Origin of the sequence: Streptomyces natalensis ATCC 27448 (assembly GCF_000935125.1) — a bacterium.
Taxonomy (GTDB): Bacteria; Actinomycetota; Actinomycetes; order Streptomycetales; family Streptomycetaceae; genus Streptomyces; species Streptomyces natalensis.
This window is the reverse complement of record NZ_JRKI01000003.1, coordinates 494817-520157: the sequence shown is the minus strand read 5'-3', so window position 1 is coordinate 520157 and position 25341 is coordinate 494817. Positions and strand designations below refer to the sequence as shown.

Sequence of the window (25341 nt, the reverse complement as noted above, 5' to 3'; positions counted from 1 at the left end):
GAGGTGCAGCATGACGGCTATGGCACACGAGCCGATGGCCACCGACGAAGACACCCTCCTGGAGGGCTTTCTGGCCCTGGACACGCCTACCGGCTTCAGGGCCGAGCTCATCGAGGGGGAGATCGTTGTGACACCGCCGACGGACGGCGATCACGAGGACTATCTGAGCATCATCTCGAGGCAGGTGACGCGAGAGTCCGCGACCGACATGCAGATCTCGGGCTACAAGGGACTCGTCCTCTCAAGTGCAGATGACCAGCCCGCGGACCACGTGATCCCCGACGCCACCATCGCCCCTCTTGCCCTGCGCCTCTTCCGGGGCGCGCCCCCTTGGATGCCCAGCGACGGCGTCTCCATGGTCATCGAGGTGACATCGACCAGGCCCCGCAACGACCGCGAGGGCAAACGGCGTGCCTACGCCCGTGGCGGCATTCCGCTCTACCTCCTCGTCGACCGCGACAAATCCACGCTGACACTGTTCAGTGAGCCGCAGGAGGGCGACTACTGCAAGACTCACTCCGCCCTCTTCGGCAAACCCCTCCCCCTCCCCGCCCCCTTCTCCTTCGACCTGGAGACCACCGACTTCCTCTGACTTCCGCTGGCTTCCTCCGGCTTTCCAGAACGGCCCGCGAACCCCCAAGGGGCGCGGGCCTACCCTTGCCCCCATGGCCCACGACCTGAACGCCCTCAGCCCCGAGTACGTCGCCTTCTGGGGCGAGTACCTGATGCCGACCCTCACCACGCTGCGTGCGAACGGGACCCCGCATGTCGTCCCGGTGGGCGTCACCTACGACGCCGGGCAGCGGATCGCGCGGATCATCACGCGCAAGGACAGCACCAAGGTCAAGAACATCCTCGCCGCCGGGGCCGACGGGGCCACCGTCGCCGTGTGCCAGGTGGACCGCGGCCGCTGGGCGACGCTGGAGGGCATCGCCCGGGTGCGCACGGACGCCGAGACGGTGGCCGATGCGGTGAACCGGTACGCCGAGCGGTACGGGCGGACGCCGGAGCCCAACCCCGACCGCGTCATGATCGAGATCGCGGTGAACCGGGCGATGGGGCGGGCCTGAGCGCCGTACCGACGCCGCTGCGTACCCCCTCCGGTCCGAAGCTGGCCTGAAACGGCCGGTCCGTATCCGCCGGGGGCCGGTCGCCTGGTACCCAGGAAGCGGACACAGAACGAAAGTAGAGCGAAAAGAAGCGGCAGGCACCGAACAGTTCCGCACTCAAGCGATATCCAAGTGACATCCAAGCGGACCTTCTCGGCCCTCCTTCGCGCACATCACGGCAGCTGGAGGCCCGTATGGCGCAGGCGCTGCGCACCTCGACGACCGTTCCACGCCGTCGGCGGCCCACCCGCCCGCACCCGCGTGCGGAGTCCTGCCCGCGGTGCGGCGGACAGCTCGCCATCAACCAGGACGGCTGGAAGATCTGCCACGCCTGCGGCTATGCCTCGCCACCCGGCGCCACCCCTCCACCCAGGGGCGGCTGCGGGGTATCGTCGCCCCCACAATCGCCACGCCCCGGAGGGCACGATGAACTCGGTCCGAGTGACGGCGATCGCCTGCCTGATGCCGCTGTCCGAGCTGGACGAGGATCCGTTTCTGGTCGACGACCGCAGCCAGCACGACATGTGCAAACAGTGGGCGGCAGCCCGTGATTACCACCTGACCTGCCGGCTGAGCCTGCACCAGCTGCGCGCCGACCACAGCGCGCTGTGGAGCGATGTCGAAGAGGGCCTGGTCGATGTGTTCGTGGTCCCCAACCGGCGGGCGCTGGAGAACGCCATCGCCGGGGCCGAGGAGTTCGGCGCACGGTGCGCGGCGGCGGGCGTACGGCTGGAGACCGCCGACCTCGACGAGCCGGTCTACACCCTGGCGATGAAGTCCCAGGTGCACCGGCGGCTGTCGATGCCGACGGCGGGCTACAACGGCTGCTGAACCCCGGCACGCGGGGACGGCGGAGGGGCCGGGGACAGCATCCCCGGCCCCTCCGCCGTACAAGCCACGGCGCGCCACCGACGGCGCTGCGCCGTACTACTCCGACCGCTTGGGCCGCCACACCACCAGCGCGCTGGTCTGCTGGACGTCCTGGTACGGCACCAGATCGCGGCGGTAGGAGGCGTGCACCGCCGCCTCCCGCTGCTGCATGGCGCTGGCCGCGCCCTCCAGGGCGCCCTGGAGCTCGGCGACCCGCTGCTGGAGGGCGGCGACCTGGTTCTCCAGCTCGATGATGCGCTTGATGCCGGCGAGGTTGATGCCCTCCTCCTGCGACAACTGCTGGACGGTGCGCAGCAGTTCGATGTCGCGGGCGGAGTAGCGGCGGCCCCGGCCGGCCGTACGGTCGGGGGAGACCAGACCCAGGCGGTCGTACTGCCGCAGGGTCTGCGGATGCAGGCCGGAGAGCTGGGCCGCGACGGAGATGACGTACACCGGCGATTCTTCGGTCAGTTCATACGGGTTACGACGCTGCCCGCCCCGGCTGTCCATCTCAAGCTCCCTTCGCGGCCTGGAACAGCTCTGCCCGCGGATCCGGTCCCGCGGTCGCCTCGCGATAGGACTCCAGCGCTTCCTGCGCCTTGTCGCCGAGGTCCTTGGGAACGACCACCTCTATGGTGACCAGCAGATCACCACGGGTGCCGTCCTTACGGGCCGCGCCCTTGCCGCGGGCCCGCATGGTGCGTCCGTTGGGGGTGCCGGCCGGCAGCTTGAGCGTGACCGGCGGGCCGCCCAGTGTCGGCACCTTGATCTCGCCGCCCAACGCGGCCTCCGGGAAGGTGACCGGCACCGTGACGGTGAGGTTGTCGCCCTTGCGGCCGAAGACCGGGTGGGGCTTGACGTGCACGACGACATACAGATCGCCCGCGGGGCCGCCCTGCTCGCCCGGACCGCCCTTGCCGCGCAGCCGGATGCGCTGCCCGTCCGAGACGCCCGCGGGGATACGGACCTGCATGGTGCGGGCGCTCGTCGCGCGGCCGCTGCCCTTGCAGACGTCGCAAGGGTCCTGCGCGATCAGGCCCCGGCCCTTGCAGTCGGCGCACGGGTCGGTGAGCGAGAAGCCGCCGCCCGCGCCCCGGCTGACCTGGCCGGTGCCGACACAGGTCGGGCACACCCGCGGCGTACCGTTTTTGTCGCCGGTGCCCGAGCACGCCTTGCAGGGCTCCCTGCTGGACATCCGCAGCGGGACCGTGGCCCCGTCGACCGCCTCGGTGAAGCTGAGCGTCACCTCGGACTCGATGTCCTGGCCCCGCCGCGGCTGCGTACGGGTGCCCGCGCCGCCGCGGTTGAACAGGCCGCCGAAGACGTCCCCGAGGCCGCCGCCGAAGCCACCGCCTCCCTGGCCGCCGCCCTGGGTGGTGCCCCCGAACAGGTCGCCCAGGTCGAAGTTGAAGCTGCCGCCACCGGCACCGGGACCGGGCCGGAACCCGCCGTTGCCGAACAGCGCACGCGCCTCGTCGTACTCCTTGCGGCGCTTGGGATCGCCCAGGACGTCGTTGGCCTCGGAGATCTCCTTGAAGCGCTCCTCGGCCTTGTCGTCGCCCTTGTTGGCGTCCGGGTGGTTCTCCCGGGCGAGCTTGCGGTACGCCTTCTTGATCTCCGCCTCGGTCGCGTCCTTCGGGACGCCGAGAACCTTGTAGTAGTCCTTCTCGACGAAGTCCTTGGTGCTCATCCCCGACGTCCCTCCTTCCGCGCGGGTATCTGCTGCGTCGTCACGTCAGCCCTCGTCCGGGCCACCGCTCTCCTCGTCCGAAGCCTTGGTGTCCTCTTCGGCGGCGGACTTGGCGTTCTGCGCGCCCGGCTGCGGCTCGGCGACGGCGACCCGCGCGGGGCGGATCGTTCGCTCACCGATGCGATACCCGGGCTGCAGGATCGCCACGCACGTGGTCTCCGTGACGTCCGGTGCGTACGAATGCATCAGCGCTTCGTGGATCGTCGGGTCGAAGGGCTCGCCCTCCTTGCCGAACTGCTGGAGACCGAGCTTGGCGATCACGGTCTCCAGCGATTCGGCCACCGACTTGAAGCCGCCGACCAGTTCGCCGTGCTCACGGGCGCGTCCGATGTCGTCGAGGGTGGGCAGGAGCTCGGACAGGATGTTCGCCGCGGCGATCTCCTTGACCGTGATCCGGTCCCGTTCCACTCGGCGGCGGTAGTTCTGGTACTCCGCCTGGAGCCGCTGGAGGTCCGCGGTGCGCTCGTTGAGCGCCGCACGGGCCTGGTCCAGCTGCGCCGCGAGGGACACGCCCTTGCGGTTCTCGCTGTCGTCCCCGGCCGGGGCCGAGCCCGCCTTGTCGGCGGACTCGGCCTGCGCCGCGTCTTCGGGAGCGGCGTCAGAGGGGACGTCAGGCTTCTCGTCGAAGCCCGGGGTCTCCTCCGTCACGCGGCACCATCCTTCTTCGGCTTGTCCTCGTCGACGATCTCGGCGTCGACGACGTCGTCCTCGGCCTTGGGCTGCTCACCGGCAGCGGCGCCCTCGGCGCCGCCGGCGGCCTGCGCGGCCTGGGCGTCGGCGTACATGGCCTGGCCGAGCTTCTGCGAGACGGCCGCGACCTTCTCCGTGGCGGTGCGGATCTCGGCGGTGTTGTCGCCCTCGGCGGACTCGCCCTTGAGCTTCTCCTTCAGCTCGCCGACGGCGGACTCGACCTCGGTCTTGATCTCGCCGGGGACCTTGTCCTCGTTGTCCTTGAGGAACTTCTCGGTCTGGTAGACCAGCTGCTCGCCCTGGTTGCGGGCCTCGGCGGCCTCGCGGCGCTTGTGGTCCTCGTCCGCGTAGCGCTCGGCCTCCTCACGCATGCGGTCGACCTCGTCCTTCGGCAGCGAGGAGCCGCCGGTGACGGTCATCTTCTGCTCCTTGCCCGTGCCGAGGTCCTTGGCCGTGACGTGCATGATGCCGTTGGCGTCGATGTCGAAGGACACCTCGATCTGCGGGACACCGCGCGGGGCCGGCGGCAGACCGGTCAGCTCGAACATCCCGAGCTTCTTGTTGTACGCCGCGATCTCGCGCTCGCCCTGGTAGACCTGGATCTGGACGGACGGCTGGTTGTCCTCGGCGGTGGTGAAGATCTCGGACCGCTTGGTCGGGATCGTCGTGTTCCGCTCGATCAGCTTGGTCATGATGCCGCCCTTGGTCTCGATACCGAGGGACAGCGGCGTGACGTCGAGCAGGAGGACGTCCTTGACGTCACCCTTGAGGACACCGGCCTGGAGGGTGGCACCCATGGCCACGACCTCGTCCGGGTTGACGCCCTTGTTGGCCTCCTTGCCGCCGGTCAGCTCCTTGACGAGCTCGGCGACGGCCGGCATACGGGTCGAACCGCCGACCAGGACCACGTGGTCGATCTCGGACAGGTTGATACCCGCGTCCTTGATGACGTTGTGGAACGGGGTCTTGCAGCGGTCCAGGAGGTCCGCGGTCAGCTGCTGGAACTGCGCCCGGGTGAGCTTCTCGTCCAGGTGCAGCGGACCCTCGGCGGAGGCCGTGATGTAGGGCAGGTTGATCGTCGTCTCGGTGGACGAGGACAGCTCGATCTTCGCCTTCTCCGCGGCCTCACGCAGGCGCTGGAGGGCCATCTTGTCCTTGGACAGGTCGACGCCGTGGCCGTTCGCGAACTGCTTGACCAGGTACTCGACGATGCGCTGGTCCCAGTCGTCACCACCGAGGTGGTTGTCACCGTTGGTGGCCTTCACCTCGACGACGCCGTCGCCGATCTCCAGCAGCGAGACGTCGAAGGTGCCGCCACCGAGGTCGAAGACCAGAATGGTCTGGTCTTCCTTCTCCAGGCCGTAGGCCAGGGCGGCCGCGGTCGGCTCGTTGACGATGCGCAGGACGTTCAGGCCCGCGATCTCGCCGGCCTCCTTCGTCGCCTGGCGCTCGGAGTCGTTGAAGTAGGCAGGAACGGTGATGACCGCGTCCGTGACCTTCTCGCCCAGGTACGCCTCGGCGTCGCGCTTCAGCTTCTGCAGGATGAACGCGCTCATCTGCTGCGGGTTGAAGGCCTTGCCGTCGATGTCCATCTTCCAGTCGGTGCCCATGTGGCGCTTGACCGACCGGATGGTCCTGTCGACGTTGGTCACCGCCTGGCGCTTGGCGACCTCGCCGACCAGCACCTCGCCGTTCTTGGCGAAGGCGACGACGGACGGCGTGGTCCTGGCGCCCTCGGCGTTGGTGATGACGGTGGGCTCACCGCCTTCGAGAACACTGACGACGGAGTTCGTCGTGCCCAGGTCGATGCCGACCGCACGTGCCATGTCAATTCCTCCAGCTGACTTGAGTGGAACAGGCTCAAGAGTGCAACACACAGAAAAACCTGTCAACAGAGCTGAGTCGGCCCCACTCAACTTTTATTCGGCCCTTATCCTCACCAGGGCGTTCATAAGGACGACGGGGCGGCGGGAACGGTTGCGCGGGCCCCCGGAGGGAGCATCTGAGGCATGCCTGCGCGATACAGATCACCGGCCGCGCGGCTTCATGAGGCCCGGGAGAATGGGTAACCTCAGCCGCAGACCAAAAAAGTTACTGCTTAGTAGTTCCGCTTGGAGCCCTGCTTGGCAGTCCCGCTCAGTTCTCCCAACTCTTCCGCTCGCGCAGGTCCGAGGAGCCCCCAATGCAACTCGCCGCGATCATCGTGTCGCTGGTCCTCATCGCGGTAGGCGTCGCGCTGTTCGGCCGCGCCATCTGGCAGATCTACCGCTTCATGCGGCTCGGCCAGTCCGTACCCGCCGGCACCCGGACCGACGACCCCGCCCGGCGCACGGTCACGGTGGCCAAGGAATTCGTCGGCCACACCCGGATGAACCGCTGGGGTGTCGTCGGCGTCGCGCACTGGTTCGTGGCGGTGGGCTTCCTCTCCCTGCTGCTGACGATCGTCAACGCCATCGGCCAGCTCTTCAAGGCCGACTGGCTGATCCCGTTCATCGGCGACTGGGTGCCGTGGGAGATGTGGGTCGAGGGCATGGGCACCCTCACGACCGTGGGCATCGTCGTCCTGATCGCCATCCGCCAGATGAGCCGTCCGGGCAAGGCGGGCCGCAAGTCCCGCTTCGCGGGCTCCAACACCGGCCAGGCGTACTTCGTCGAGGGCGTCATCCTCATCGTCGGCATCTGCATCGTCACGCTGCACGCCCTGGAAGGTGCCCAGCACGGCGTCGACCACTACGAGGCCGCCTACTTCGCCACGTACCCGCTCGTCGCCGCCTTCAAGGGCATGAGCGTCGCCACCCTCCAGAACCTCACCTACCTCTTCGCGGGGATCAAGATCGCGACGTCCTTCATCTGGATGATCACGGTCGCGCTGAAGACGGACATGGGTGTCGCCTGGCACCGCTTCCTGGCCTTCCCCAACATCTGGTTCAAGCGCGAGGCGGACGGCGATGTGGCGCTCGGCGCGCTCCAGCCGATGACCTCCGCCGGCAAGCCGATCGACTTCGAGGACCCGGGCGAGGACGACCAGTTCGGCGTCTCCCAGATCGAGCACTTCTCCTGGAAGGGCCTGCTCGACTTCTCCACCTGCACCGAGTGCGGCCGCTGCCAGTCGCAGTGCCCCGCCTGGAACACCGGCAAGCCGCTCTCCCCCAAGCTGCTGATCATGGCGCTGCGCGACCACGCGCACGCCAAGGCCCCGTACCTTCTGGCGGGCGGCGGCAAGGACGCCGAGGGCAATGAGACGGCCACCGAGGAGCAGTTGAAGGACGTCCCGGCGTCCGCCCTCGCCGAGGCCGAGCGCCCGCTGATCGGCACCCTCGAAGAGAACGGCGTCATCGACCCCGACGTCCTGTGGTCCTGCACCTCCTGCGGCGCCTGTGTCGAGCAGTGCCCGGTCGACATCGAGCACGTCGACCACATCGTCGACATGCGCCGCTACCAGGTCATGATCGAGTCCAGCTTCCCCAGCGAGGCGGGCACGATGCTCAAGAACCTGGAGAAGAAGGGCAACCCCTGGGGCCTGGCCAAGAAGCAGCGCCTCGCCTGGACCAAGGAGGTCGACTTCGAGGTCCCGGTCGTCGGCAAGGACGTCGAGGACCTCACCGAGGTCGACTACCTCTACTGGGTCGGCTGCGCCGGCGCCCTGGAGGACCGCGCCAAGAAGACCACCAAGGCCTTCGCGGAGCTGCTGCACATCGCCGGCGTCAAGTTCGCCATCATGGGCGGCGACGAGAAGTGCACCGGTGACTCGCCGCGCCGCCTGGGCAACGAGTTCCTCTTCCAGCAGCTGGGCACCGAGAACGTCGCTTCGCTCAACGCGGCATTCGGCGAGGACGACGAGGACGAGTCGACCAAGAAGCCGAAGTCGTCGAAGAAGATCGTCGCCACCTGCCCGCACTGCTTCAACACCATCGCGAACGAGTACCCGCAGCTCGGCGGCGAGTACGAGGTCATCCACCACACCCAGCTGCTCCAGCACCTGGTGGACGAGGGCAAGCTCATCCCCGTCACCCCGGTCGAGGGTCTGATCACCTACCACGACCCCTGCTACCTCGGCCGCCACAACAAGGTCTACACGCCCCCGCGCGAGATCATCGCCAAGGTGCCGGGCCTGCGGAACGAGGAGATGCACCGCCACAAGGAGCGCGGCTTCTGCTGCGGCGCCGGCGGCGCCCGGATGTGGATGGAAGAGCGCATCGGCAAGCGCATCAACAACGAGCGCGTCGACGAGGCCCTGTCCCTCAACCCCGACATCGTCTCGACGGCCTGCCCGTTCTGCCTGGTCATGCTGACGGACTCGGTCAACGGCAAGAAGAACGACGGCAAGGCCAAGGAGTCCATCCAGGTCGTCGACGTGGCCCAGCTGCTGCTGGACTCCGTCAAGACCCCGCTCGACCCGACGGACGACGCGGAGTCGGCGGACGCCCCCGAGCCGGAGCCGGCGAAGTAACGCCGCTTCCGTTTCCTGGCCTGCGGCCGGTCCCGTTCACCAAGGGGCCGGCCGTTGGCGTTTGTGACCGTTGGCGTTTCCGTCCGTAGACCGTTCCCGGCCGTCTCGGGCCACGGAACCCGTACGGCCCCCTTGCCCTCTAGCCGGGCGTCATGCTTACGCACCACACGCCGCGCCGCTCCCGTGCCGTCCTGGCCACGGCCTTCTCGCTCCTGGCCGCGCTCCTCTCCGGATGCGCCGACGCCGCCCCCGCCTCCCCGCCGAAGGCCGCCGCCGATGGCCTGCTGCCCTTCGTCGGCGTCCTCACCAGCGACAACGACCACTGGTGCACGGCGAGCGTCATCGACAGCCCGAGCCGCAATCTCCTCGCCACCGCCGCCCACTGCGTCTACTTCCAGAAGGAGGACAAGGCGGACGGCTACGAGCCCGGGCCGTTCAAGGGCGACCTCCGCTTCGCCCCCGGGTTCTCAGGGGCCGGCTCCGGCCGCTCCCCTTACGGGACGTGGAAGGTCACCGCCCTCCATGTCAACAGCCTGTGGACGAAGGACAACGACGACCAGGGCGACTACGCCTTCCTGACCGTCGCCCCCGACAAACACGGCCGCCGCATCCAGGACGTCGTCGGTGCCGCGGCCCCCGACTGGTCCTCGTCACCGCGCCGCCGCGTCACCGTCGTCGGCTACCCCAACGAGGACCACAACCCCCGCAACCGCCCCACCTCCTGCACCACCCGCACCCGCCGCGACCCCGACGAGCCGTACATGATCCGTATGGAATGCCCCGGCTTCTGGCCCGGCACCAGCGGCGGCCCCTGGCTCGCGAACCACCGCGACGCCTCCCGCCCCGGCCGTCTCATCGGCGTCCTGAGCGGCGGCAACACCGACCACGAGTCGGTGGCGGTGCTCTTCGACCACCGGGCGCGGACCCTGTACGAGCGAGCGGTACGGGGGCGGGGCGGCAGCCCGGTACGGGGCTGAGCAGCCCGGCACCAGGGCCGAGGAGCGCCTGCCGCCAGCCCCCTGGCCTCGCCTCAGCCGTCGTCCCCCTGCACCCGCCCGTGCTGATGCATGTCATGCCACCCGTCCCCGTGCAGATGCGCGCTGCGCCGCACGCCCTCCCCCGCGAAACCGGCCTTGGTGGCCACCCGGCAGGACGCCTCGTTACGGTCCGAGTGCACCAACTCCAGCCGGTGGAACCCGACCTCGTCCAGCGCCCAGTCGGCCAGCGTGGTGAGGGCGCGCGGGGCGACGCCCTTTCCCCGGGCGTGCGGCAGCACCCAGTACGCACACTCGGCGAGCCCCCGCTGAAGATCCATCCACCGCAACGCCACCCGCCCCAGGGCCTCGCCCCCGACGGCCGCCGTCACCACCCACTCGGCCGCCCGCTCCTCCCGCCAGCCCCGCCCAAAGGACGCGATCCGCTCCCGCGCCTCCTCCAGCGACGCCACGTGCCGCGAATGCCAACGGTGAATCTCCGGATCCGCATAGGCCCGCTGCACCATGGCGGCGTCGTCCCCGCCCCACGGCCGCAACACCAACTCACCGTCCGTCGAAGCCAACGAGGGCTGAACGGCGGCGGAGAGACTCCCCGCAGGTATGACGGGCGCAAACGTGAAACTCATGATCGGCATCCTCGCTGCCCCGCACCCTCGGCGCCAGACGAATTGCGGCCCCTACGCGGGCGGTTACGTCACCTTGCGCGTACCTGCCGACCCGCGCACCCGGCACGGTTTCGCCCGCCCACCCGCCACCTGACATCATCGCCCGCATGGCTGAACGCATGACCGCCGCATGTGACGGCGCCTCGAAGGGAAACCCCGGCCCCGCGGGCTGGGCCTGGGTCATCGGCGACGACGAGGGCACGGCGGCCCGCTGGGAGGCCGGCCCCCTGGGGACCGCGACCAACAACGTCGCGGAGCTCACCGCGCTGGAGCGTCTGCTGGCGGCCACCGATCCGGCCGTTCCGATGGAGATCCGGATGGACTCGCAGTACGCGATGAAGGCGGTCACCACCTGGCTGCCCGGCTGGAAGCGCAAGGGCTGGAAGACCGCGGCGGGCAAGCCGGTCGCCAACCAGGACCTGGTGATGCGTATCGACGAGCTGCTCGCGGGACGCTCGGTGGAATTCCGGTACGTACCCGCGCACCAGGTGGACGGCGACCCGCTCAACGACTTCGCCGACCGCGCCGCGAGCCGGGCCGCCACCGCCCAGGAGCCGGCCGGCAGCGACCTGGGCTCCCCGGAGCCGCCGGCCTCACCCACCGTCCCCAGGCCCGCAGGCACCGGCCGCCGCACCGGCGCTTCGCGCACCGGGTCCGCGTCGCCCGCGGCCGGACGGAGCACCTCGCGTACGTCCGCACGGACCCTGAAGGCCAAGTTCCCGGGACGCTGCCGGTGCGGCCGCTCATACGCGGCGGGCGAGCCCATCGCCAAGAACGCCGACGGCTGGGGGCATCCGGCGTGCCGGGGCGCGGCGGACACGGCGGGGGCAGCGGACGCCAAGTAGCCTGCACAGGCTTCCAAACTATCCAGTTGGTTTCTCCTCGGCTAGGCTCGACTCATGGCCGCCACCCCCAAAGCCCAAGAGACGCGCAACAAGCTCCTGGAAGCCGCGCACGCGGAGTTCTCCGAGCTCGGCCTGGCCGGTGCCCGCGTGGACCGGATCGCCGAACGCTCCGGAGTGAACAAGCAGCGGATCTACGCCTACTTCGGCAACAAGGAGGCGCTGTTCTCGGCCGTACTGGCCCGCGCCTACGCCCATCTCGCCGAGCGCGTCCCGCTGCCCACCACGGAGGACGGCCTGCGCGCCTACATCGGCGAGGTTTTCGACTACCACCGCACCTCCGGGGACCTCGTGCGACTGCTGGCCTGGGAGGGCCTGCACTACCGCGACCGCCCGATCCCCGACGAGAAGGACCGCGAGACCTATTACGCGGGCAAGGCCGCCGCGCTCAGCACCGCCCTCGGCATCGACGACCCCGCCGCGGCGGCCCGCGTCCTGATCTCCCTCATCGGGCTGGCGTCATGGCCGTTCATCGTGCCGCAGCAGCGCCGACTGATGCTCGGCCCGGAGGCCGACAGCGAAGCGGGCTGGGCGCTGCTGCGCACCAGCGTCGTGACGCATGGCGAGACCATCATCGACAGCGCGGTGGGCGGGACTGGTTGACGCCGCGAGTACGCGGCCACAGGGGCACAGAGGTCGCCGGGGTCCGGCGAAAAACCAACTAGATGGTTGCATGACGGTCCGGCTCCCGCTACCGTCGTCCCATCAGGCTGATCCCAGCCACCCTCACCTCATCGCGAAACCCCAACTCGCCTGCTCTCAGGGTGACTTGGCGCAGCCTCGACCGCTGCCGCGACGCCCCGAAGGAGCCCCCATGGCCCTGCTCACCCGCGCCCCGAAAACCGCCCCCGCCGCCGCTCCCCCGCAAGCCCCCGCCCCGCCCCGCGCCTCCCCCCATCTGGTCCTGGTCGCCGCCCTGTTGAGCTTCTTCGTGATCTCGCTCGACGGATCCGTGGTCAACGTCGCCCTGCCGGCCATCTCGCACAGCCTGCGCGGCGGGATGGCCGATCTGCAGTGGATCGTGGACGGGTACACCCTGATGTTCGCGGCCCTGATGCTCTCGGCCGGCACCCTCTCGGACCGGATCGGTGCCGCCCGCGCCTACGCCCTCGGCCTGGCCGGTTTCACCCTCGCCTCCGCCGCCTGCGGCCTCGCGCCCGAGCTCGGCACCCTGATCGTCTCCCGCATGGTGCAGGGGGGCGCCGCCGCGCTGATGGTCCCCGCCTCTCTGGCGCTGATCCGGCAGACGTACTCCGACCCCGGCAAACGGGCCCGCGCGATAGCCATCTGGACGGCGGCCGGTTCGGTCGCGGTGGCCGTCGGCCCGGTGGCCGGCGGGCTGCTCACCAGTGGACTGAGCTGGCGCGCCATCTTCTTCGTGAACCTTCCCATCGGCGCCGTGGGCCTCGCCCTGCTCAGCCGTCTCCCCCGTTCCCCGCGCCGTCAGGTGCCCCTCGACCTCCTCGGCCAGCTCTCCGTCGTCATCGCGCTGACCGCCCTCACGTACGCCGTCATCGAGGGCGGCCGCGACGGATTCGCCACCCCGGGCGTCCTGCTCACCCTGGCGGTCGCGGCGGTGTCCATGACGGTCTTCCTGGTCACCCAGTCCCGCCGCAGCGCGCCGATGGTGCCGCTGAGCCTTTTCACCTCCCGTACGGTGCTGGTCTGCCTGTCCGCGGGATTCGCCCTCAACGCGGTCTTCTACGGCGCGATCTTCATGCTCGGCATGTACTTCCAGCAGGCCCGCGGCGTCTCGGCGGTCGGCGCGGGCGCGATGTTCATCCCGATGTGCGCGCTGATCTCCGTGGTCAACATGGCGGGGGTCAGGCTCGCGGCCCGCACCGGCGCCCGGCTCCCGATGACACTGGGTCAGCTGATCATGGGCGCCGGCGCCCTGCTGATGCTCACGGTGAACGCCGGTACGTCCCTCCTGGTCCCGGTGCTGTTGCTCATCCCGATCGGCCTGGGCGGCGGGCTCGCCGTACCGTCGCTGACCGCCGCCCTCCTGGAGAGCGTCCCCGCCGAACGCGCCGGCACGGCGGCCGCCGTCCTCAACACCAGCCGCCAGGTGGGCAGTTGCCTCGCGGTGGCGACCTTCGGTGCGCTGATCGCGGACCGGTCCGCCTTCCAGAGCGGGATGACGACCAGTTTCCTCATCTGCGGCGGCATGATGCTGACGACGACGGTGGCAACGGCCCTGCTGCTGCCGCGCCGTACGGCAAGGTAGGCCCGGCGGCCCTCAACCCGCCCCCGGTCGCCCCACCGGCATCCGACAGCGACATCGGATCCCTTCGCCCCGGCACAATCCGGTTGCCCCCAACTCCCGCCGCCCCAACCATGACCGTATGGACACGGACACCCCCCACACCGCCGCGCCCCCGCCCCTCCGCATCCGCCCCGCCCGGCCCGCCGACGCCTCCGCGATAGCCGCCGTCCACGCGGAGTCCCGGCGCGCCACCATGCCCTACCTCCCGCCGCGGAAACGCACCCACGACGAGATCACCCGCTGGATCCGCGAGATCGTGCTGCCGCAGTCCCACACCCTGGTGGCGGCCCGCGGCCCGGAGATCCTCGGCTACGCGTGCGTACGGGGCGACCTCCTCGACCACCTCTACCTCAGCCCGGACTGCCGCCGTACCGGCATCGGCACCCGTCTCCTCACCGAAGCGCAGCGGCTGAGCCCCGACGGCCTGACCCTGCACGTCTTCCAACTCAACACCGACGCCCGCGCGTTCTACGCCCACCACGGCTTCACGGTCATCGCCACCGGCGACGGCAGCGACAACATGGAGAACCTCCCGGAACTCACCCTGCGCTGGACGCCGGCCGGGGGCGACGACGGCGACGACGGCAACTGACCCGGCGGAGGCGACCACCCCGTAGGGGACCCCCGCCCCTCCCTCAGGGTTTCCCCCGACCTCTTCCCCTAAGGGATGTCACAGCTCAGCAGCAAACCCCCGCCCACTCTCTGGCCCGGCCACCTAATCGTCACGGACCAGGTACTTTCGAAGACGTGGCTGGATTCAGGATGGGTCGAGGACGAGATCCCCGCACCGCGCAGGACGGACAGCAGGCGCACCAGGGGCAACAGGCTCCGTACGGACAGCAAGGACCGTACGGCCGCCCCACCGCGCCCCCGCACGGGCAGTGGCAGGCGTCACAGCCGTACGGGGCGGCGCAGCAGGGCGGGCAGGGCGAGCCGGAGTACTTCGGCGACGGCGGCTACGACCCCCGGCAGGCGGCCAATGCGCCGTACTCCCAGGACAACAGCCCCGGCGGCACCCGCCAGTTCAGCATCGGCGAGGCCCCGGACGCCTACGGCCGGTCCCAGGGCTCGTACGACGACGGTGCCGGCCCCGACGACCAGTACGGCGACGGCGGCACCTACCGCGCCGGCCAGGCCACCGCGCCGCCGGCCGGCCCGCGGCTGCACTGGAAGCAGCTGCTGCCCGGCATCGTGCTGCGCCCGACGCCCACCTTCTGGCAGATGCGCGACCACACGGTCTGGGGACCGGCGCTGACCGTCACCTTCCTCTACGGTCTGCTCGCCGTCTTCGGCTTCGACAAGGCCCGCGAGGATGTGCTCAACGCCACACTCGCCAACAGCATCCCCTGGGTCCTGATCACCGCCGCGATGTTCATCGTCGGCAGCCTGATCCTGGGCGCGGTGACCCACACCATGGCCCGGCAGCTCGGCGGCGACGGCGCCTGGGCGCCGACCATAGGCCTGTCGATGCTGATCATGACGATCCCGGACGCACCCCGCCTGCTGTTCGCGATGTTCCTCGGCGGCGACAGCCCCTTCGTCCAGGTCCTGGGCTGGCTGACCTGGCTCGCGACCGGTTTCCTGCTCACCTCGATGGTCAGCAAGTCGCACGACCTGCCGTGGCCCAAGGCGCTCGGCGCCTCCGCCATCCAGCTGGTCGCCGTGCTGGGCCTGGTGAAGCTCGGCACGCTGTAACCCGCGCCTGTCCGGCCTTCCCTTACGGCCTCTCGCGCGAAAGGCCGCACCCCGAGGGCCCGCTACGAAGCTCCGTAGCGGGCCCTCGGCCTACGCTGTGGCACGCCTGGCCCGGGGGCACACCTCGCCCGGACACACCCGGCCCCGGACCTACCCGTCCGCGTACCGACCGCGCACCTTCCGCCCCTCAGGCGAACCGCTGGCCCGCCGACCCCCCACACGCCCGCAGCCGCAGCGGCTCCTTCGCGCCGTCCAGGGTCAGGCACAGCGAGGGCGCCGCGGCCGGCCGGACCGTCCCGCCACCGTCCCGGACGAACTGCTGGTTGGCCGCGCCCGAGCAGTCCCACAGCACCAGCGCGGCCCCCGGGTCGTAGCGCCCGCCCGGCACATCCAGGCACCGGTCCTGGGTCAGCCCCACGTGCAGCGACTTCTGCCCGGCGGCCGGGTCGTACCACCAGCTCTGGTTGCGCTGCCCGTTGCAGTCCCAGCCGCCGACCGCCGTCCCGTTACGGCTCGATGCACCGGTCGCGTCCACACAGCTGCCCGTCCCGGCGTTCTTCAGCGGTTGGTAGGCGTCGTCCCAGGCCAGCGGATACAGCGTCGGCCGCCCGCTGCTCCCCGGGTCGGCGCAGGACGCCTCCCGCAGGCCCGTCGCCGAGGCGGCCGTGTACAGCTGGGTCAGACACGAGGCGAAGGCACCGTGCCCGCGCACATTCGGGTGGAAGGACTGCCGTACCGAATTCGCGTCCGGCGGGAAGGGATTGGAGATGTTGACCCATAGCCCGCGGGCCCAGGGATCCTCCATGCACACCTCGTGCCCGTGGAAAAGCCGCGAGGCATCGAGATAGACCGCCCCGCTGTCGTGCGCGGCCTTCCGCATCCCCTTCTCGAACGCGGGCACCGCGGCATTACGCCCCCACCCGGCATCCGACGTATATCCCGTGCACCCCCCGGGCAGCTTCCCCGGGAAATGCGGATTGTCCTCGACATCCGGCCCGATCGGGCTCGGATACGACATGACCACGAGCCGGTAGTCGCCGTCCGCATATCCCGCGTCCCGCATCACGGTCCGCAGATCGCTCACCGTCTGCTCGACCTTCGGCACCAGCCCGTCGACCCGCGCCTGCCAGCCAGGTTCGTATTTCGGCTCGCAGGTCCCCTGGAGCAGGAACCACCGCTCGACGCAGTCCGTCATCACCGGCCCGAACTGGAGATCGTCATTGGCCCCGGCGACCAGCAGCACCATCTTCAGCCGGGTATTACGTGCCTTGATCGCCAGCGCATCGCTCTGCACCAGCTCATCCGGATACTGTTTGGTGCCGCCGATCCGGATATTGCCGCTGTAGGCGCCGGAGCAGGCGACGTTGTACGTCACGTCCGCGGCGATTCCGGTCCGGTGAATCGCGGAATCCGGCGACCGGTGGCACCAGTTGTTCGGCCCGTCGGTTCCCGGTTCGTACGTGCCGACGCCCTCACCCGAAATCTCGCTGTCCCCCAGCGAGATCAACGAGGTCTTCCGCTCACCGACCGGCCGCTCCGCCGCGTCGCCGTACAGCGCGGTGGCCTCCGCGGCCCGGATCTTCTCCAGTTCGGGCGGCAGCGGCTTCCCGGCCACGGCCCGCGCCTGGGCCCCCGGCGCGGCAAGGACCGGCGTGGCCCCGCCGACCCCGGCCACGACCAGCGCACCTGCGGCGATCCCCACACCGAGCCGCCACCACCGCCGTAATCCCGCCGGCCGCGCGACTTCCGCCCGTCCCTGCTTGCCCGACCACCGCGGCCTGCGCTGCCGTCTCGACGTTCCCGCATGCACCATTGGGCCTCCCCTCCGGTCTGCTGTTACCGCCGGTTTTTACTCGGAGGTAGACACCGGTGGAACACCCGGAACGGAATTGGCCGGAAGATGCGCAGACGAACGCAGGGGCGGCCGCCCCACCTGTCAACTCACTGACAAACAACAAACCTCAGCGCGCGCCCGCGAGCGCCTTTCACGCGTCGAGAACCTGGTTTTCCCGGCGTACGACGGGCGGCTCGACGCTCCACGGGAAATTGATCCAGTCATCCGTGCGCTTCCACACGTATTCACACTTCACCAGCGACTGCGACTTCTCGTAGATCACGGCGCTACGGACCTCGGCCACGGTCCCCTGGCAGAAGTCGTGCACCAGCTTCAGCGTCTTACCGGTGTCCGCCACATCGTCGGCGATCAGGACCTTCTTCTCCGAGAAGTCGATCGCATTCGGCACCGGCGCGAGCATGACCGGCATCTCCAGCGTGGTGCCCACCCCGGTGTAGAACTCCACATTCACCAGGTGGATGTTCTTGCAGTCCAGCGCGTACGCCAGACCGCCCGCGACAAAGACACCGCCGCGAGCGATCGACAGCACGATGTCGGGCTCGTACCCGTCGTCCGCGATCGTCTGCGCCAGGTCGCGGATCGCCCCGCCGAACCGCTCGTAGGTCAGGTTCTCCCGTACACCGCTCACGTAAATCTCTCAGACCTTCTGTCGCCCGCGTCCACCGCCGGCGTCGCCATCCACTGCCGTCATCCGTACGTCTCGCCCGTACGTCTTGCCCGTACGGATCCCCCGTACGTCTCCGACCCTACGGATCTTCCGTCCGCCGAAGCTCAGATCTGCGAACGGTGAAAGTTCTTGAAGGACCGGGACGGCGTCGGACCGCGCTGCCCCTGGTAGCGGGAGCCGTACCGCTCACTGCCGTACGGGTGCTCGGCCGGCGAGGTCAGCCGGAACATGCACAGCTGCCCGATCTTCATGCCCGGCCACAGCTTGATCGGCAACGTGGCCACATTGCTCAGCTCAAGGGTCACATGCCCGCTGAAGCCGGGGTCGATGAAACCGGCCGTCGAATGCGTCAGCAGCCCCAGCCGCCCCAGGGAGCTCTTGCCTTCGAGCCTGGAGGCAATGTCGTCCGGCAGGCTGATGACCTCGTACGTCGAGGCCAGCACGAACTCGCCGGGGTGCAGGATGAACGCCTCCTCCCCCTCCGGAACGACCTCCCGGGTCAGATCGGGCTGCTCAACGGCGGGGTCGATATGCGGGTAGCGGTGATTCTCGAACACCCGGAAGTAGCGGTCGAGGCGCACATCGATACTGGACGGCTGCACCATCGACTCGTCATAGGGGTCGATGCACACCCGACCAGCTTTGATCTCGGCCCGGATGTCCTTGTCTGAGAGAAGCACGCACACGAGGATACGCGCCCGCATCACCCCCACCGCACGGCGAGGGCCCGGCCCCCTGGGGGACCGGGCCCGTTCCTCTCATCCAGCTCCTGCTACTTCTACAGCCACTCCCCCGGCTCTGCTCGTACCACTCGCCCGGCTCTTCCGGGCCTCTCCCGCTCTGCTCTGCCCTGCCTGCTCTGCTCGCTGCCGTCTGCTCCGCCGGCTACCGCTTGGCGTACCCGACGGGCACCGACTGCCGCAGCCGAGCACAGCGCGGGCACCGCAGAAGCCGTCCCGGACCGAGCCGCTCGGTGGTCTGCATGGGGAAAGAAGCGGTGCTGAACACGTGGCCCTCGGCACAACGTACGACGGTGCGCTCCATCAAGTCCCTCTCCCAACTGCGTGGACAACAAAAGCCACATTAGGGGATGAACTGGGCGCCACCACACGCGGCACTCCGAGCCCCAACCGTACGCCCCAACTCCCGCACCCCGCAGCCGCATCCCGCCCCGACGACCGTGTCCCACACCACTCCGCCACGCCCCTCCGAAGACCCTCCCCCGGGGCTCCCCTTGCGCGCTCCCCACGCCCCGGAAAGGCCAAATGCACCGACGGGGAGCGATGGGGTAGAGTGTGCGACGATGCTTCGCTCTGAATCCGAGCGAATCACGCGGGTGTAGTTTAATGGTAGAACATGAGCTTCCCAAGCTCAGAGCGCGGGTTCGATTCCCGTCACCCGCTCCATACGAAAGCCCCAGGTCAGTGGCCTGGGGCTTGTTTGTTGCCTGGACCGCTTCGGGGCCGCGTGCCGTTCGCGTGCCACAACGTACCGATCAGTGCACCGCGTTGACGGTGGCGGCCCCTTGCCCGTCGACCTGATCAACCGCCATCTCGAATCGCGAGACGTAACCCGGCCGACCATCGGCTGCGGCAAGACGGCACGAGAGGCGCAATAGAGTCGAACCCACGGCGAAACGCCTTGAATTCCTTCCGTGTTGTGGCATCGGGGTACGGCAGGAGGGCCGCCTGTGTGAGCCAGCCACGTGCCAGCGCACCGAAGCGGCACCGACCGGCGCGGCATAGCCTTGGCGGATGGGATGGGGATCACTGTTGAGCACGCTATTGGGGGCACTGATCGGCGTCCTGTCGACGCTGGCCGCCGACTGGTCGAGGGCGAATCGGACCCGCCGGGACAACGACCAGAGCGTCAGACGTCAGCTCTATGCCGACTACCTCGCCGCGCTCGCCCAGACCAGGAACCTCCTCCGGCTCGCGGCGCGCTCCCGCAGTGCCTCCCTTGAGGAGAGGGCCCGTAAAGCCGTGGAGGCGTTCCGGGACGGAAATGCCTACGAACTGCGATACCAGATCGCCCTCGTAGCCCCCACAGCCGTGGTCGAGGCATCCACCACGGCCTTTCGCGCTTTGCGGGACCTGCGCGACCTGATCGAAGAAGGCACCACCCATACAGAGCAGAACTACCTCGACCTCCGAGATCACTGGGAAGACCGTTTCGCGGAACTCCGCACCACAATGCGAAGTGACCTCAACGGGGCAGGAGATTAGGGAATGGCCCCGTTACTTGGGCGCGCAGACCGCTGCCGTGGCATCCACCGGTGAGCAGCTTCACCGACAAGACCAGGGCGTTGGTGTCCCAGGCGGCCTCGCGCACTGCAAGCAGAGCCGCACTGCCCCTAGGACCACCGGGTAGCCCGCTTCTCCCCTCCACCGGTCGAGCAGCACGCATGGACCGAGCCGTCCGGACACGGCCCGGTCGGCCAGTACACGGCGGCCGGATGGCGCGAGCGAACCGGAATGACGGTCCTCCCGGCCCCCGAGACGCACACCCCCACCCCTTGTGAGCAAAGACAGGCCCGGCCTGGCTGCACCTGCGCCGGGTTGTGTCGAGTTTCTTGGGCGAAAAAAGGCCGAGGCGGCCTCGTTCCGGATCCAGCCGCGCAGGACCTCGGGATGCACGCTCAGCTCGGCAGCCAGCTGCTTGATCACCGGCTTCGGCCCGGTGGTGCGGTACACCTCCCGCACCAGACGCTCCCGCGACTCCAGCGGATACGTTCTCGGGGCAGCCACGGTCAAAGGTCCGCTCATGAGTCCCGTCTGACCTGCTGACGCCTCGCGCCGCATCTCGGGGAATCTCAGGCCGCGTCAGCGGTGGGACAGCTGCGCCAGCACCCCGCGGAACAGCTCCGAGTTGGAGAGCAGCATGAAGCCGGCGATGCCAAACAGCCACGCAGTGTTCTCCTGCGCGTTCTCCCGAAGCCAGCGGTCGAGGCCCCGCAGGACCGGCAGCACGGCGTGTTCGGCGATCAAGCGGAGGAACGTCGCGAGGAGCGCCGGAGCGATCATCACCAGGCAGTACAGCGCGAGGAGGCCGACCCGCAGGCCCCAGGCACGGTCCCCGCGGCCGAGGATGTCGATGGCCGCGATGTAGGGGAACATCGTGGCGATTTCCAGGGCGACGGCGACGAGCGCGACGGCAACCACGCCCCGCATCGTTGCGGACTCGCCGACCGCGGACGCCCGCCAGCGGGTCAGTCGGCCCTCGCCGGAGGTGGGGCGCCGCAGGAAGCCGTACCAGACGGCCAGCAGGATGAGCGCCACCCCGGCCACCGCCATAGCGGTGTCGCCGACCGGCGAGTCCAGGGCCGAGCGTAGCGGGTCCCGCACCGCCGACAACGCGCCCATCAGCACGACGCCGCACAGCAGGTGCCCGGCACCGACGAGCACCAGATACCAGAAGACGTTCACGATCCGCAGCCCGCGCGGAGTCAGGAGGAACCAGATCGGGATCGCCAGTGTGGAGACGCTCATGGTGTCGAGCAGGGCTAAGGGCAGGATCCGGCCGAGTACGTCCACTTGGTACGTGCCTTCCGCTGTTGCATGAACGGTATACGGAACGACGAGCGCCCCACGGTCGAGTGAGCCGGGGCGGAGGGGGCCGACGGGTTATCAGCCACGATCAGCGGCTCGGGCGGGCGGCTTTGTCCCACCGGGGCCGGGAGTCAGGCGACCCCCGGAAGCCAGTCCGTTCTGCGGCGAGTCGCGAAGGCGACGCCGGTCAGGACTCCGGCGCTGCCCGTGCGCAGGTCGCACGAGAGCTTGAAGTTGCCCGAACCCGGATAGTGGAGCCCTCCACCGCGGGCCCGGATCTCGTGCAGGCCCAGCTGGCGTACATGCCGGTCGACAAGGGCAGTCGCCCGCTCGCCGTGGCCTGCCCCGGACAGCGAGGTGAGCCCGGCCAGGAACCCCGCGCGTCCCCGGAACAACCCGCTCTGCACCATGAGTTCGGGTCCCAGAGCCCGCATCAGGTCCGGTATCGATGCGTGTGACGGTTGCCAGGAGCCGTCCTGCGTGAGCTCGGCGAGGACGAGCGCGCTGCCGCACGATCCCACTTCGAGGTATCCGAGGGTCCGCCGTTCCGCCTCGTTGAACTGCAGGGACCCGTCCACGCAGCGGACGTACGCGGCGAACTCGAGCTCCAGCAGTTCCTGCGCGAGGCGCAGGGCCGAGCCGTCGCCGACGAGCCTGCCGTACCGGTGGACCGCGAGGGCCACGCCGGCAACACCGTGCATCAGCCCGTACTGCGACACATCACGGGATCCGGCCTTGCGCAGCCGGATGGCGAACCGGTCCGCCCGCTCCGCAAGTTCTGCACCCATCTCCTCGGCAAGCGAGACCGGTACCAAGGGGGGCCGAGGCACGTCCCGATCCGCAACACCCGGCGGCCTCGCCGCACCCGACATCTCCGCCACCGCCAGGTAGATGCCGGCGAGGCCGCTGAACAGGCTCAGCCCGCACGATGCGCGGTCCCGTGCGAGGGCGGCGTCCACCAGCCACTGGGCGTGTTCGGTTCGCCCAGCCCTCCAGAGCGTGTACCCGGCGCCCAATCCGCTGTCGTAGAGCCCGCATTCGAGCCGCCCTGCGGAGGCGCGGCCCTGCGTCACGATCCAGTTGGTGATCCGCTCGTTGAGGCCCTCCAGCTCCAGTGCGGTGACGAACTCGCGACAGTCCGCTCCGTCGGAGGACGGCTGTATGCCGAGGTCTTCGGTGCCCAGCAGAGCCCACAGCACACCTGCCGCCCCCGTGGCGAGTGACACGGGCGACAGGGCGAACCCGGTGTGGTCGCAGGGGAAGAGGCGGTCGGGCCGGTGATCGTCCATCACGGACTTCAGGCCGGCCACGATGCGGGCGGCCCACGCCTCGAACCCGAGGGCCTCCTCGACGTGGCTGGAGGAAGCGGAGCCGGCCGGGCGACCGTCGTGGGGATGCGCAGCGGCCGGTGTTGGGTCGATACCCGCGATCCGGTCTGCCCAGCTCCGAGACAGGCCGAACCTGCTGCGGGCGACCTCGGTGAGCTGGCGCAGCTTTGTGCCGTCCATGCGGGCGAGGTGGGTGAGCGGCAGGTAGCAGGAGAGCTCCAGCATGCCCAGCGCGTACTCGTCGGCGTCCCGGCCGCTCCTGGCCGGATCGCTGAACCCCGGTGCGCCGGGGAACGGACGTGCTTCCGTCTCGGGCAGACACGCCTCCAGGTCGAGGAGCCGGACGTCGAGCTCGGGCGTCACCATCACATTGCCGGGGTGGATGTCCCCGAAGATGTACCCCCGCTTCCACAGGGCTCCGAGTACCTTGCGCAGCCGTACCAGCATCACCTCGACCTTCTCCCGGTAGTCCTGGACCTCCTCCGGAGCGGGCGGGGCGAAGGGGTCGGAGCGCAGCAGGAAGGGCTGGTGGGCGGCGCACCACTCCTGGAGCGTGGCGCCCTGGACGTACTCCATCGCGGTGAACAGGTGGGACTGCCAGGTGAACTGGTCGTACGCCTCAGGCACCTCCGGCAGGTCGGCGAACCTGCGCATCGCCTCGTACTCGCGAACGGCCCGCCGGACGGCGTCGCCTCCCACGAGGTCGTAACCGGCGTGGGGGCGTGCCTCCTTCAGGACGACTTGTCGGTCGTCGTCCAGGTTGGTGGCCAGGTAGACGCCGCCGCTGTTGGAGAAGTGAAGTGTCTTGTCGACCCGGTACGGCGGCAGCGGCCCCTCGGCCGTCGGTCGGCGCGCCTTGAACGCGTCGGGTACGACGACGAACGGTGGTGCCGCGAACGGAACCGATCTCCGGTCGGGCACCAGGCGCCCGTCGGGGTCCTCCAGCGCGAAAGCAACCTTTCCGACGGCGTCACGGCAGTACCGGCGGGTGTAGGCGCCGTACCTGGCATGCACGACGGTGTCGTCGAGCTGCAGGTCGGACAGGATCCGCGGCCCTCTTGCATCCCGCAGTGACTCGGTCAGCTCGCGGGCCAGCGCGACCGACAGGTCCTCGTCGGCCGGGTAGAGGACGATGCCCTTCCCGCTGACGGGCCGGGGTGCGTACTTGGCGTTGACCAGCCACGCATACTCGTACCGGGCCAGGAATTTGAATCGGACCCGGCGCGAGAAACAGAAACCGGAGACCTTCTCGAGTAGAGCCGGGAATGACTCGGGCGTGACCGCGATGTGGAGCTTCCACCCCTGTTTGCCAAGGGGTTCCTGCCCAGGGCTGCAGACGGTCCAGATGCCGTGGCGCGTGTACTGCCAGCCATCGGCGTACGCGACGGATGCCGGCCCCCGTCGTATTCTGCGAAACCGTGGATCGTCGGGAGGGCACCGCCACCGGGCGATGTCCTCGTAGAAGTCGGGGTCGGCAAAGGTGTGGAAGAAGTGGTCCATGCCCGGTTCCCTCGTGTGGTCGGCCGCTGTGCGCGGTGGTCGGTTACTGTGCGCGCTCGCCCTGCCCGGAGAGTCGGTCACCGCTGTTCGGCGGGGACCGGGCCCACCGGCACAGCTTCGGCCGCCGCTTCGAACACGCCGATTGCGTCCCACAGCGGCGCCGTCACATCCGCCTCGGCATCGACGCTCCGGCTCTTGCCCTTGTGCGGAGCGACCAAGTGGAAATTGGGCACGCTCGCGATCCGCGCCAGTACGTCGGCAACGATCGGGTTGTCCGCCACGCCCGGCGGGAACGAGGGGGCGATGACGACGGGGGCCCGGGTCCCGAGTGCAGCCAAGAAGAATGGCGAGGTTCCCGAACCGGCCGCAAGCCCGGAAAGGAAGGCCACGGAGGCGGGGTAGACGACAATGCCGTCGTACCCGATGGCAATCTCGGTGTGGACCGGCCGCAGACCGTCCCCCGTGTCCCAGGAGTTGGGCACGACCGGTGTCTTGGTCAGCGCGGTGAGGGCGGGCGAACTAACGAACTGCTTGGCGCTGTCGGTGAGCCCGACCGTCACCGAGTAGTGCGGCCGGTTCGCTGACAGCCAATTGAGCCAGAAGGGCAGGTGCGCCGTGGAGAGCGTACCGGTGGAGATGACGAACAGGCCTGCCTTTCGCGATCTGGCCGTCTCACTCTTGTCGAACTGGGTCATCGGTTCACGATCCTTCCCCCTGGCTGCATTTCGGCTCACCGCACCGTTCGCCCCGGCCCGCTCACTGCCTTCGGTCGTCGTCCCGGCGTCGCGAGTTGATGCCGAGGTCGTCGCGGAGCTCGCCCACGATGCCCCGGGACTTCTTCCGATCGGCGGACCTGAAGGACTCGGCCAGGTCAATGACGCCGATGATCAACAGCAGAACACCGAGCGGCCCTCCTTTGAACCATTGATACTTAAGGTCCCAGAAGAAAATTGCCAGGATGGCTCCGGCGCAGATAAGGGCAATTCCAAGAATCCTTTTGAAGTTCACAATTCCCTCGATTTGATCTCTTATTTTCGACGGTCAGACCATC

The 25341-nt window shown here is 69.2% G+C and carries 23 protein-coding genes and 1 tRNA gene; 12 read left to right on the top strand and 12 right to left on the bottom strand.

The window, feature by feature from the left end; translation table 11 throughout:
• Positions 1-10: 10 nt before the first annotated feature.
• The 3 genes from SNA_RS03310 to SNA_RS03300 all read left to right on the top strand — a co-directional run bounded on the left by SNA_RS03310 (position 11) and on the right by SNA_RS03300 (position 1940).
• Entirely contained in the window at positions 11-592 is a 582-nt protein-coding gene (locus SNA_RS03310; RefSeq protein WP_198534970.1) for a Uma2 family endonuclease, read from the top strand.
• A 73-nt stretch (positions 593-665) separates the two neighbouring features.
• Positions 666-1070 carry a pyridoxamine 5'-phosphate oxidase family protein gene (locus SNA_RS03305; RefSeq protein WP_030066252.1) on the top strand — a complete coding sequence of 135 codons (405 nt, stop codon included), beginning with the start codon at positions 666-668 and terminating at the stop codon, positions 1068-1070.
• A 465-nt stretch (positions 1071-1535) separates the two neighbouring features.
• A complete protein-coding gene (locus SNA_RS03300; protein WP_030066253.1) occupies positions 1536-1940 on the top strand; it encodes a hypothetical protein in 405 nt (134 codons plus the stop codon).
• A gap of 96 nt (positions 1941-2036) precedes the next feature.
• Here SNA_RS03300 and SNA_RS03295 read toward each other — a convergent pair whose 3' ends face one another.
• From SNA_RS03295 to dnaK, 4 genes are read right to left on the bottom strand one after another with little or no spacing between them, the layout of a single operon-like run.
• Entirely contained in the window at positions 2037-2489 is a 453-nt protein-coding gene (locus SNA_RS03295) for a heat shock protein transcriptional repressor HspR (protein WP_030066254.1), read from the bottom strand.
• A gap of 1 nt (position 2490) precedes the next feature.
• Positions 2491-3669, bottom strand: coding sequence for a molecular chaperone DnaJ (gene dnaJ, locus SNA_RS03290; protein WP_030066255.1), 1179 nt, complete (start codon positions 3667-3669; stop codon positions 2491-2493).
• 45 nt (positions 3670-3714) lie between these two features.
• Positions 3715-4377, bottom strand: coding sequence for a nucleotide exchange factor GrpE (gene grpE, locus SNA_RS03285; RefSeq protein ID WP_030066256.1), 663 nt, complete (start codon positions 4375-4377; stop codon positions 3715-3717).
• On the bottom strand, positions 4374-6245 hold the full coding sequence (gene dnaK / locus SNA_RS03280; protein WP_044362968.1) for a molecular chaperone DnaK: 1872 nt from the start codon (positions 6243-6245) through the stop codon (positions 4374-4376). Before dnaK ends, grpE begins: the two co-directional genes overlap by 4 nt.
• Positions 6246-6601: 356 nt before the next feature.
• Here dnaK and SNA_RS03275 point away from each other — a divergent pair, with 356 nt between their 5' ends.
• Together SNA_RS03275 and SNA_RS03270 are read left to right on the top strand one after the other, a co-directional pair.
• Positions 6602-8869, top strand: a complete 2268-nt coding sequence (locus SNA_RS03275) for a (Fe-S)-binding protein (protein WP_030066260.1) — start codon at positions 6602-6604, stop codon at positions 8867-8869.
• A 152-nt stretch (positions 8870-9021) separates the two neighbouring features.
• Positions 9022-9846, top strand: a complete 825-nt coding sequence (locus tag SNA_RS03270) for a trypsin-like serine peptidase (protein ID WP_030066261.1) — start codon at positions 9022-9024, stop codon at positions 9844-9846.
• Between the two features lie 53 nt (positions 9847-9899).
• Here SNA_RS03270 and SNA_RS03265 read toward each other — a convergent pair whose 3' ends face one another.
• Positions 9900-10490 carry a GNAT family N-acetyltransferase gene (locus tag SNA_RS03265; RefSeq protein WP_030066262.1) on the bottom strand — a complete coding sequence of 197 codons (591 nt, stop codon included), beginning with the start codon at positions 10488-10490 and terminating at the stop codon, positions 9900-9902.
• Positions 10491-10624: 134 nt separating this feature from the next.
• Here SNA_RS03265 and SNA_RS03260 point away from each other — a divergent pair, with 134 nt between their 5' ends.
• From SNA_RS03260 to SNA_RS03240, 5 genes are all read left to right on the top strand, one after another.
• Positions 10625-11374 carry a ribonuclease H family protein gene (locus SNA_RS03260; protein ID WP_030066263.1) on the top strand — a complete coding sequence of 250 codons (750 nt, stop codon included), beginning with the start codon at positions 10625-10627 and terminating at the stop codon, positions 11372-11374.
• Positions 11375-11428: 54 nt separating this feature from the next.
• Positions 11429-12034 (top strand): TetR/AcrR family transcriptional regulator, encoded by a 606-nt coding sequence (locus tag SNA_RS03255; protein ID WP_044362965.1) that lies wholly within the window; start codon positions 11429-11431, stop codon positions 12032-12034.
• Between the two features lie 211 nt (positions 12035-12245).
• Positions 12246-13658, top strand: coding sequence for an MFS transporter (locus SNA_RS03250; RefSeq protein WP_052808867.1), 1413 nt, complete (start codon positions 12246-12248; stop codon positions 13656-13658).
• 118 nt (positions 13659-13776) lie between these two features.
• Complete coding sequence (locus SNA_RS03245; protein WP_044362962.1) at positions 13777-14289, top strand: GNAT family N-acetyltransferase; 513 nt, start codon at positions 13777-13779, stop codon at positions 14287-14289.
• Between the two features lie 170 nt (positions 14290-14459).
• A complete protein-coding gene (locus SNA_RS03240) occupies positions 14460-15392 on the top strand; it encodes a Yip1 family protein (protein WP_044362961.1) in 933 nt (310 codons plus the stop codon).
• A 187-nt stretch (positions 15393-15579) separates the two neighbouring features.
• On the opposite strand, the gene SNA_RS03235 is transcribed toward SNA_RS03240, so the two are convergent.
• The 3 genes from SNA_RS03235 to dcd form a co-directional block, all read right to left on the bottom strand.
• Complete coding sequence (locus SNA_RS03235; protein WP_078969635.1) at positions 15580-17205, bottom strand: ricin-type beta-trefoil lectin domain protein; 1626 nt, start codon at positions 17203-17205, stop codon at positions 15580-15582.
• A gap of 172 nt (positions 17206-17377) precedes the next feature.
• Complete coding sequence (locus SNA_RS03230) at positions 17378-17875, bottom strand: phosphoribosyltransferase (RefSeq protein WP_044362959.1); 498 nt, start codon at positions 17873-17875, stop codon at positions 17378-17380.
• 143 nt (positions 17876-18018) lie between these two features.
• Complete coding sequence (dcd, locus tag SNA_RS03225) at positions 18019-18594, bottom strand: dCTP deaminase (RefSeq protein WP_030066272.1); 576 nt, start codon at positions 18592-18594, stop codon at positions 18019-18021.
• Positions 18595-19246: 652 nt separating this feature from the next.
• On the opposite strand from dcd, the gene SNA_RS03220 reads away from it, so the two are divergent.
• Both SNA_RS03220 and SNA_RS03215 read left to right on the top strand, forming a co-directional pair.
• Positions 19247-19320: transfer RNA gene (locus SNA_RS03220), tRNA-Gly, on the top strand.
• Positions 19321-19686: 366 nt separating this feature from the next.
• Entirely contained in the window at positions 19687-20139 is a 453-nt protein-coding gene (locus tag SNA_RS03215; RefSeq protein WP_078969634.1) for a hypothetical protein, read from the top strand.
• A 597-nt stretch (positions 20140-20736) separates the two neighbouring features.
• Here the strand turns inward: SNA_RS03215 and SNA_RS03210 are convergent.
• The 4 genes from SNA_RS03210 to SNA_RS03195 all read right to left on the bottom strand — a co-directional run bounded on the left by SNA_RS03210 (position 20737) and on the right by SNA_RS03195 (position 25298).
• Positions 20737-21447, bottom strand: a complete 711-nt coding sequence (locus tag SNA_RS03210; protein WP_030066274.1) for a GAP family protein — start codon at positions 21445-21447, stop codon at positions 20737-20739.
• Between the two features lie 146 nt (positions 21448-21593).
• Positions 21594-24290 carry a class III lanthionine synthetase LanKC gene (gene lanKC / locus SNA_RS03205; protein WP_030066275.1) on the bottom strand — a complete coding sequence of 899 codons (2697 nt, stop codon included), beginning with the start codon at positions 24288-24290 and terminating at the stop codon, positions 21594-21596.
• Positions 24291-24367: 77 nt separating this feature from the next.
• Positions 24368-24985 carry a flavoprotein gene (locus tag SNA_RS03200; protein WP_044362958.1) on the bottom strand — a complete coding sequence of 206 codons (618 nt, stop codon included), beginning with the start codon at positions 24983-24985 and terminating at the stop codon, positions 24368-24370.
• Positions 24986-25046: 61 nt separating this feature from the next.
• Entirely contained in the window at positions 25047-25298 is a 252-nt protein-coding gene (locus tag SNA_RS03195; RefSeq protein WP_030066277.1) for a hypothetical protein, read from the bottom strand.
• Positions 25299-25341: the final 43 nt, after the last annotated feature.

Coding starts and splice junctions, on each gene's coding strand:
- SNA_RS03275 (WP_030066260.1), top strand. CDS start 6,602: ATGCAACTCGCCGCGATCATCGTGTCGCTGGTCCTCATCGCGGTAGGC.
- SNA_RS03200 (WP_044362958.1), bottom strand. CDS start 24,985: ATGACCCAGTTCGACAAGAGTGAGACGGCCAGATCGCGAAAGGCAGGC.
- SNA_RS03255 (WP_044362965.1), top strand. CDS start 11,429: ATGGCCGCCACCCCCAAAGCCCAAGAGACGCGCAACAAGCTCCTGGAA.
- SNA_RS03295 (WP_030066254.1), bottom strand. CDS start 2,489: ATGGACAGCCGGGGCGGGCAGCGTCGTAACCCGTATGAACTGACCGAA.
- SNA_RS03300 (WP_030066253.1), top strand. CDS start 1,536: ATGAACTCGGTCCGAGTGACGGCGATCGCCTGCCTGATGCCGCTGTCC.
- SNA_RS03310 (WP_198534970.1), top strand. CDS start 11: ATGACGGCTATGGCACACGAGCCGATGGCCACCGACGAAGACACCCTC.
- SNA_RS03245 (WP_044362962.1), top strand. CDS start 13,777: ATGGACACGGACACCCCCCACACCGCCGCGCCCCCGCCCCTCCGCATC.
- dnaJ (WP_030066255.1), bottom strand. CDS start 3,669: ATGAGCACCAAGGACTTCGTCGAGAAGGACTACTACAAGGTTCTCGGC.
- lanKC (WP_030066275.1), bottom strand. CDS start 24,290: ATGGACCACTTCTTCCACACCTTTGCCGACCCCGACTTCTACGAGGAC.
- SNA_RS03270 (WP_030066261.1), top strand. CDS start 9,022: ATGCTTACGCACCACACGCCGCGCCGCTCCCGTGCCGTCCTGGCCACG.
- dnaK (WP_044362968.1), bottom strand. CDS start 6,245: ATGGCACGTGCGGTCGGCATCGACCTGGGCACGACGAACTCCGTCGTC.
- SNA_RS03250 (WP_052808867.1), top strand. CDS start 12,246: ATGGCCCTGCTCACCCGCGCCCCGAAAACCGCCCCCGCCGCCGCTCCC.
- SNA_RS03235 (WP_078969635.1), bottom strand. CDS start 17,205: ATGGTGCATGCGGGAACGTCGAGACGGCAGCGCAGGCCGCGGTGGTCG.
- SNA_RS03305 (WP_030066252.1), top strand. CDS start 666: ATGGCCCACGACCTGAACGCCCTCAGCCCCGAGTACGTCGCCTTCTGG.
- SNA_RS03265 (WP_030066262.1), bottom strand. CDS start 10,490: ATGAGTTTCACGTTTGCGCCCGTCATACCTGCGGGGAGTCTCTCCGCC.
- SNA_RS03240 (WP_044362961.1), top strand. CDS start 14,460: ATGGGTCGAGGACGAGATCCCCGCACCGCGCAGGACGGACAGCAGGCG.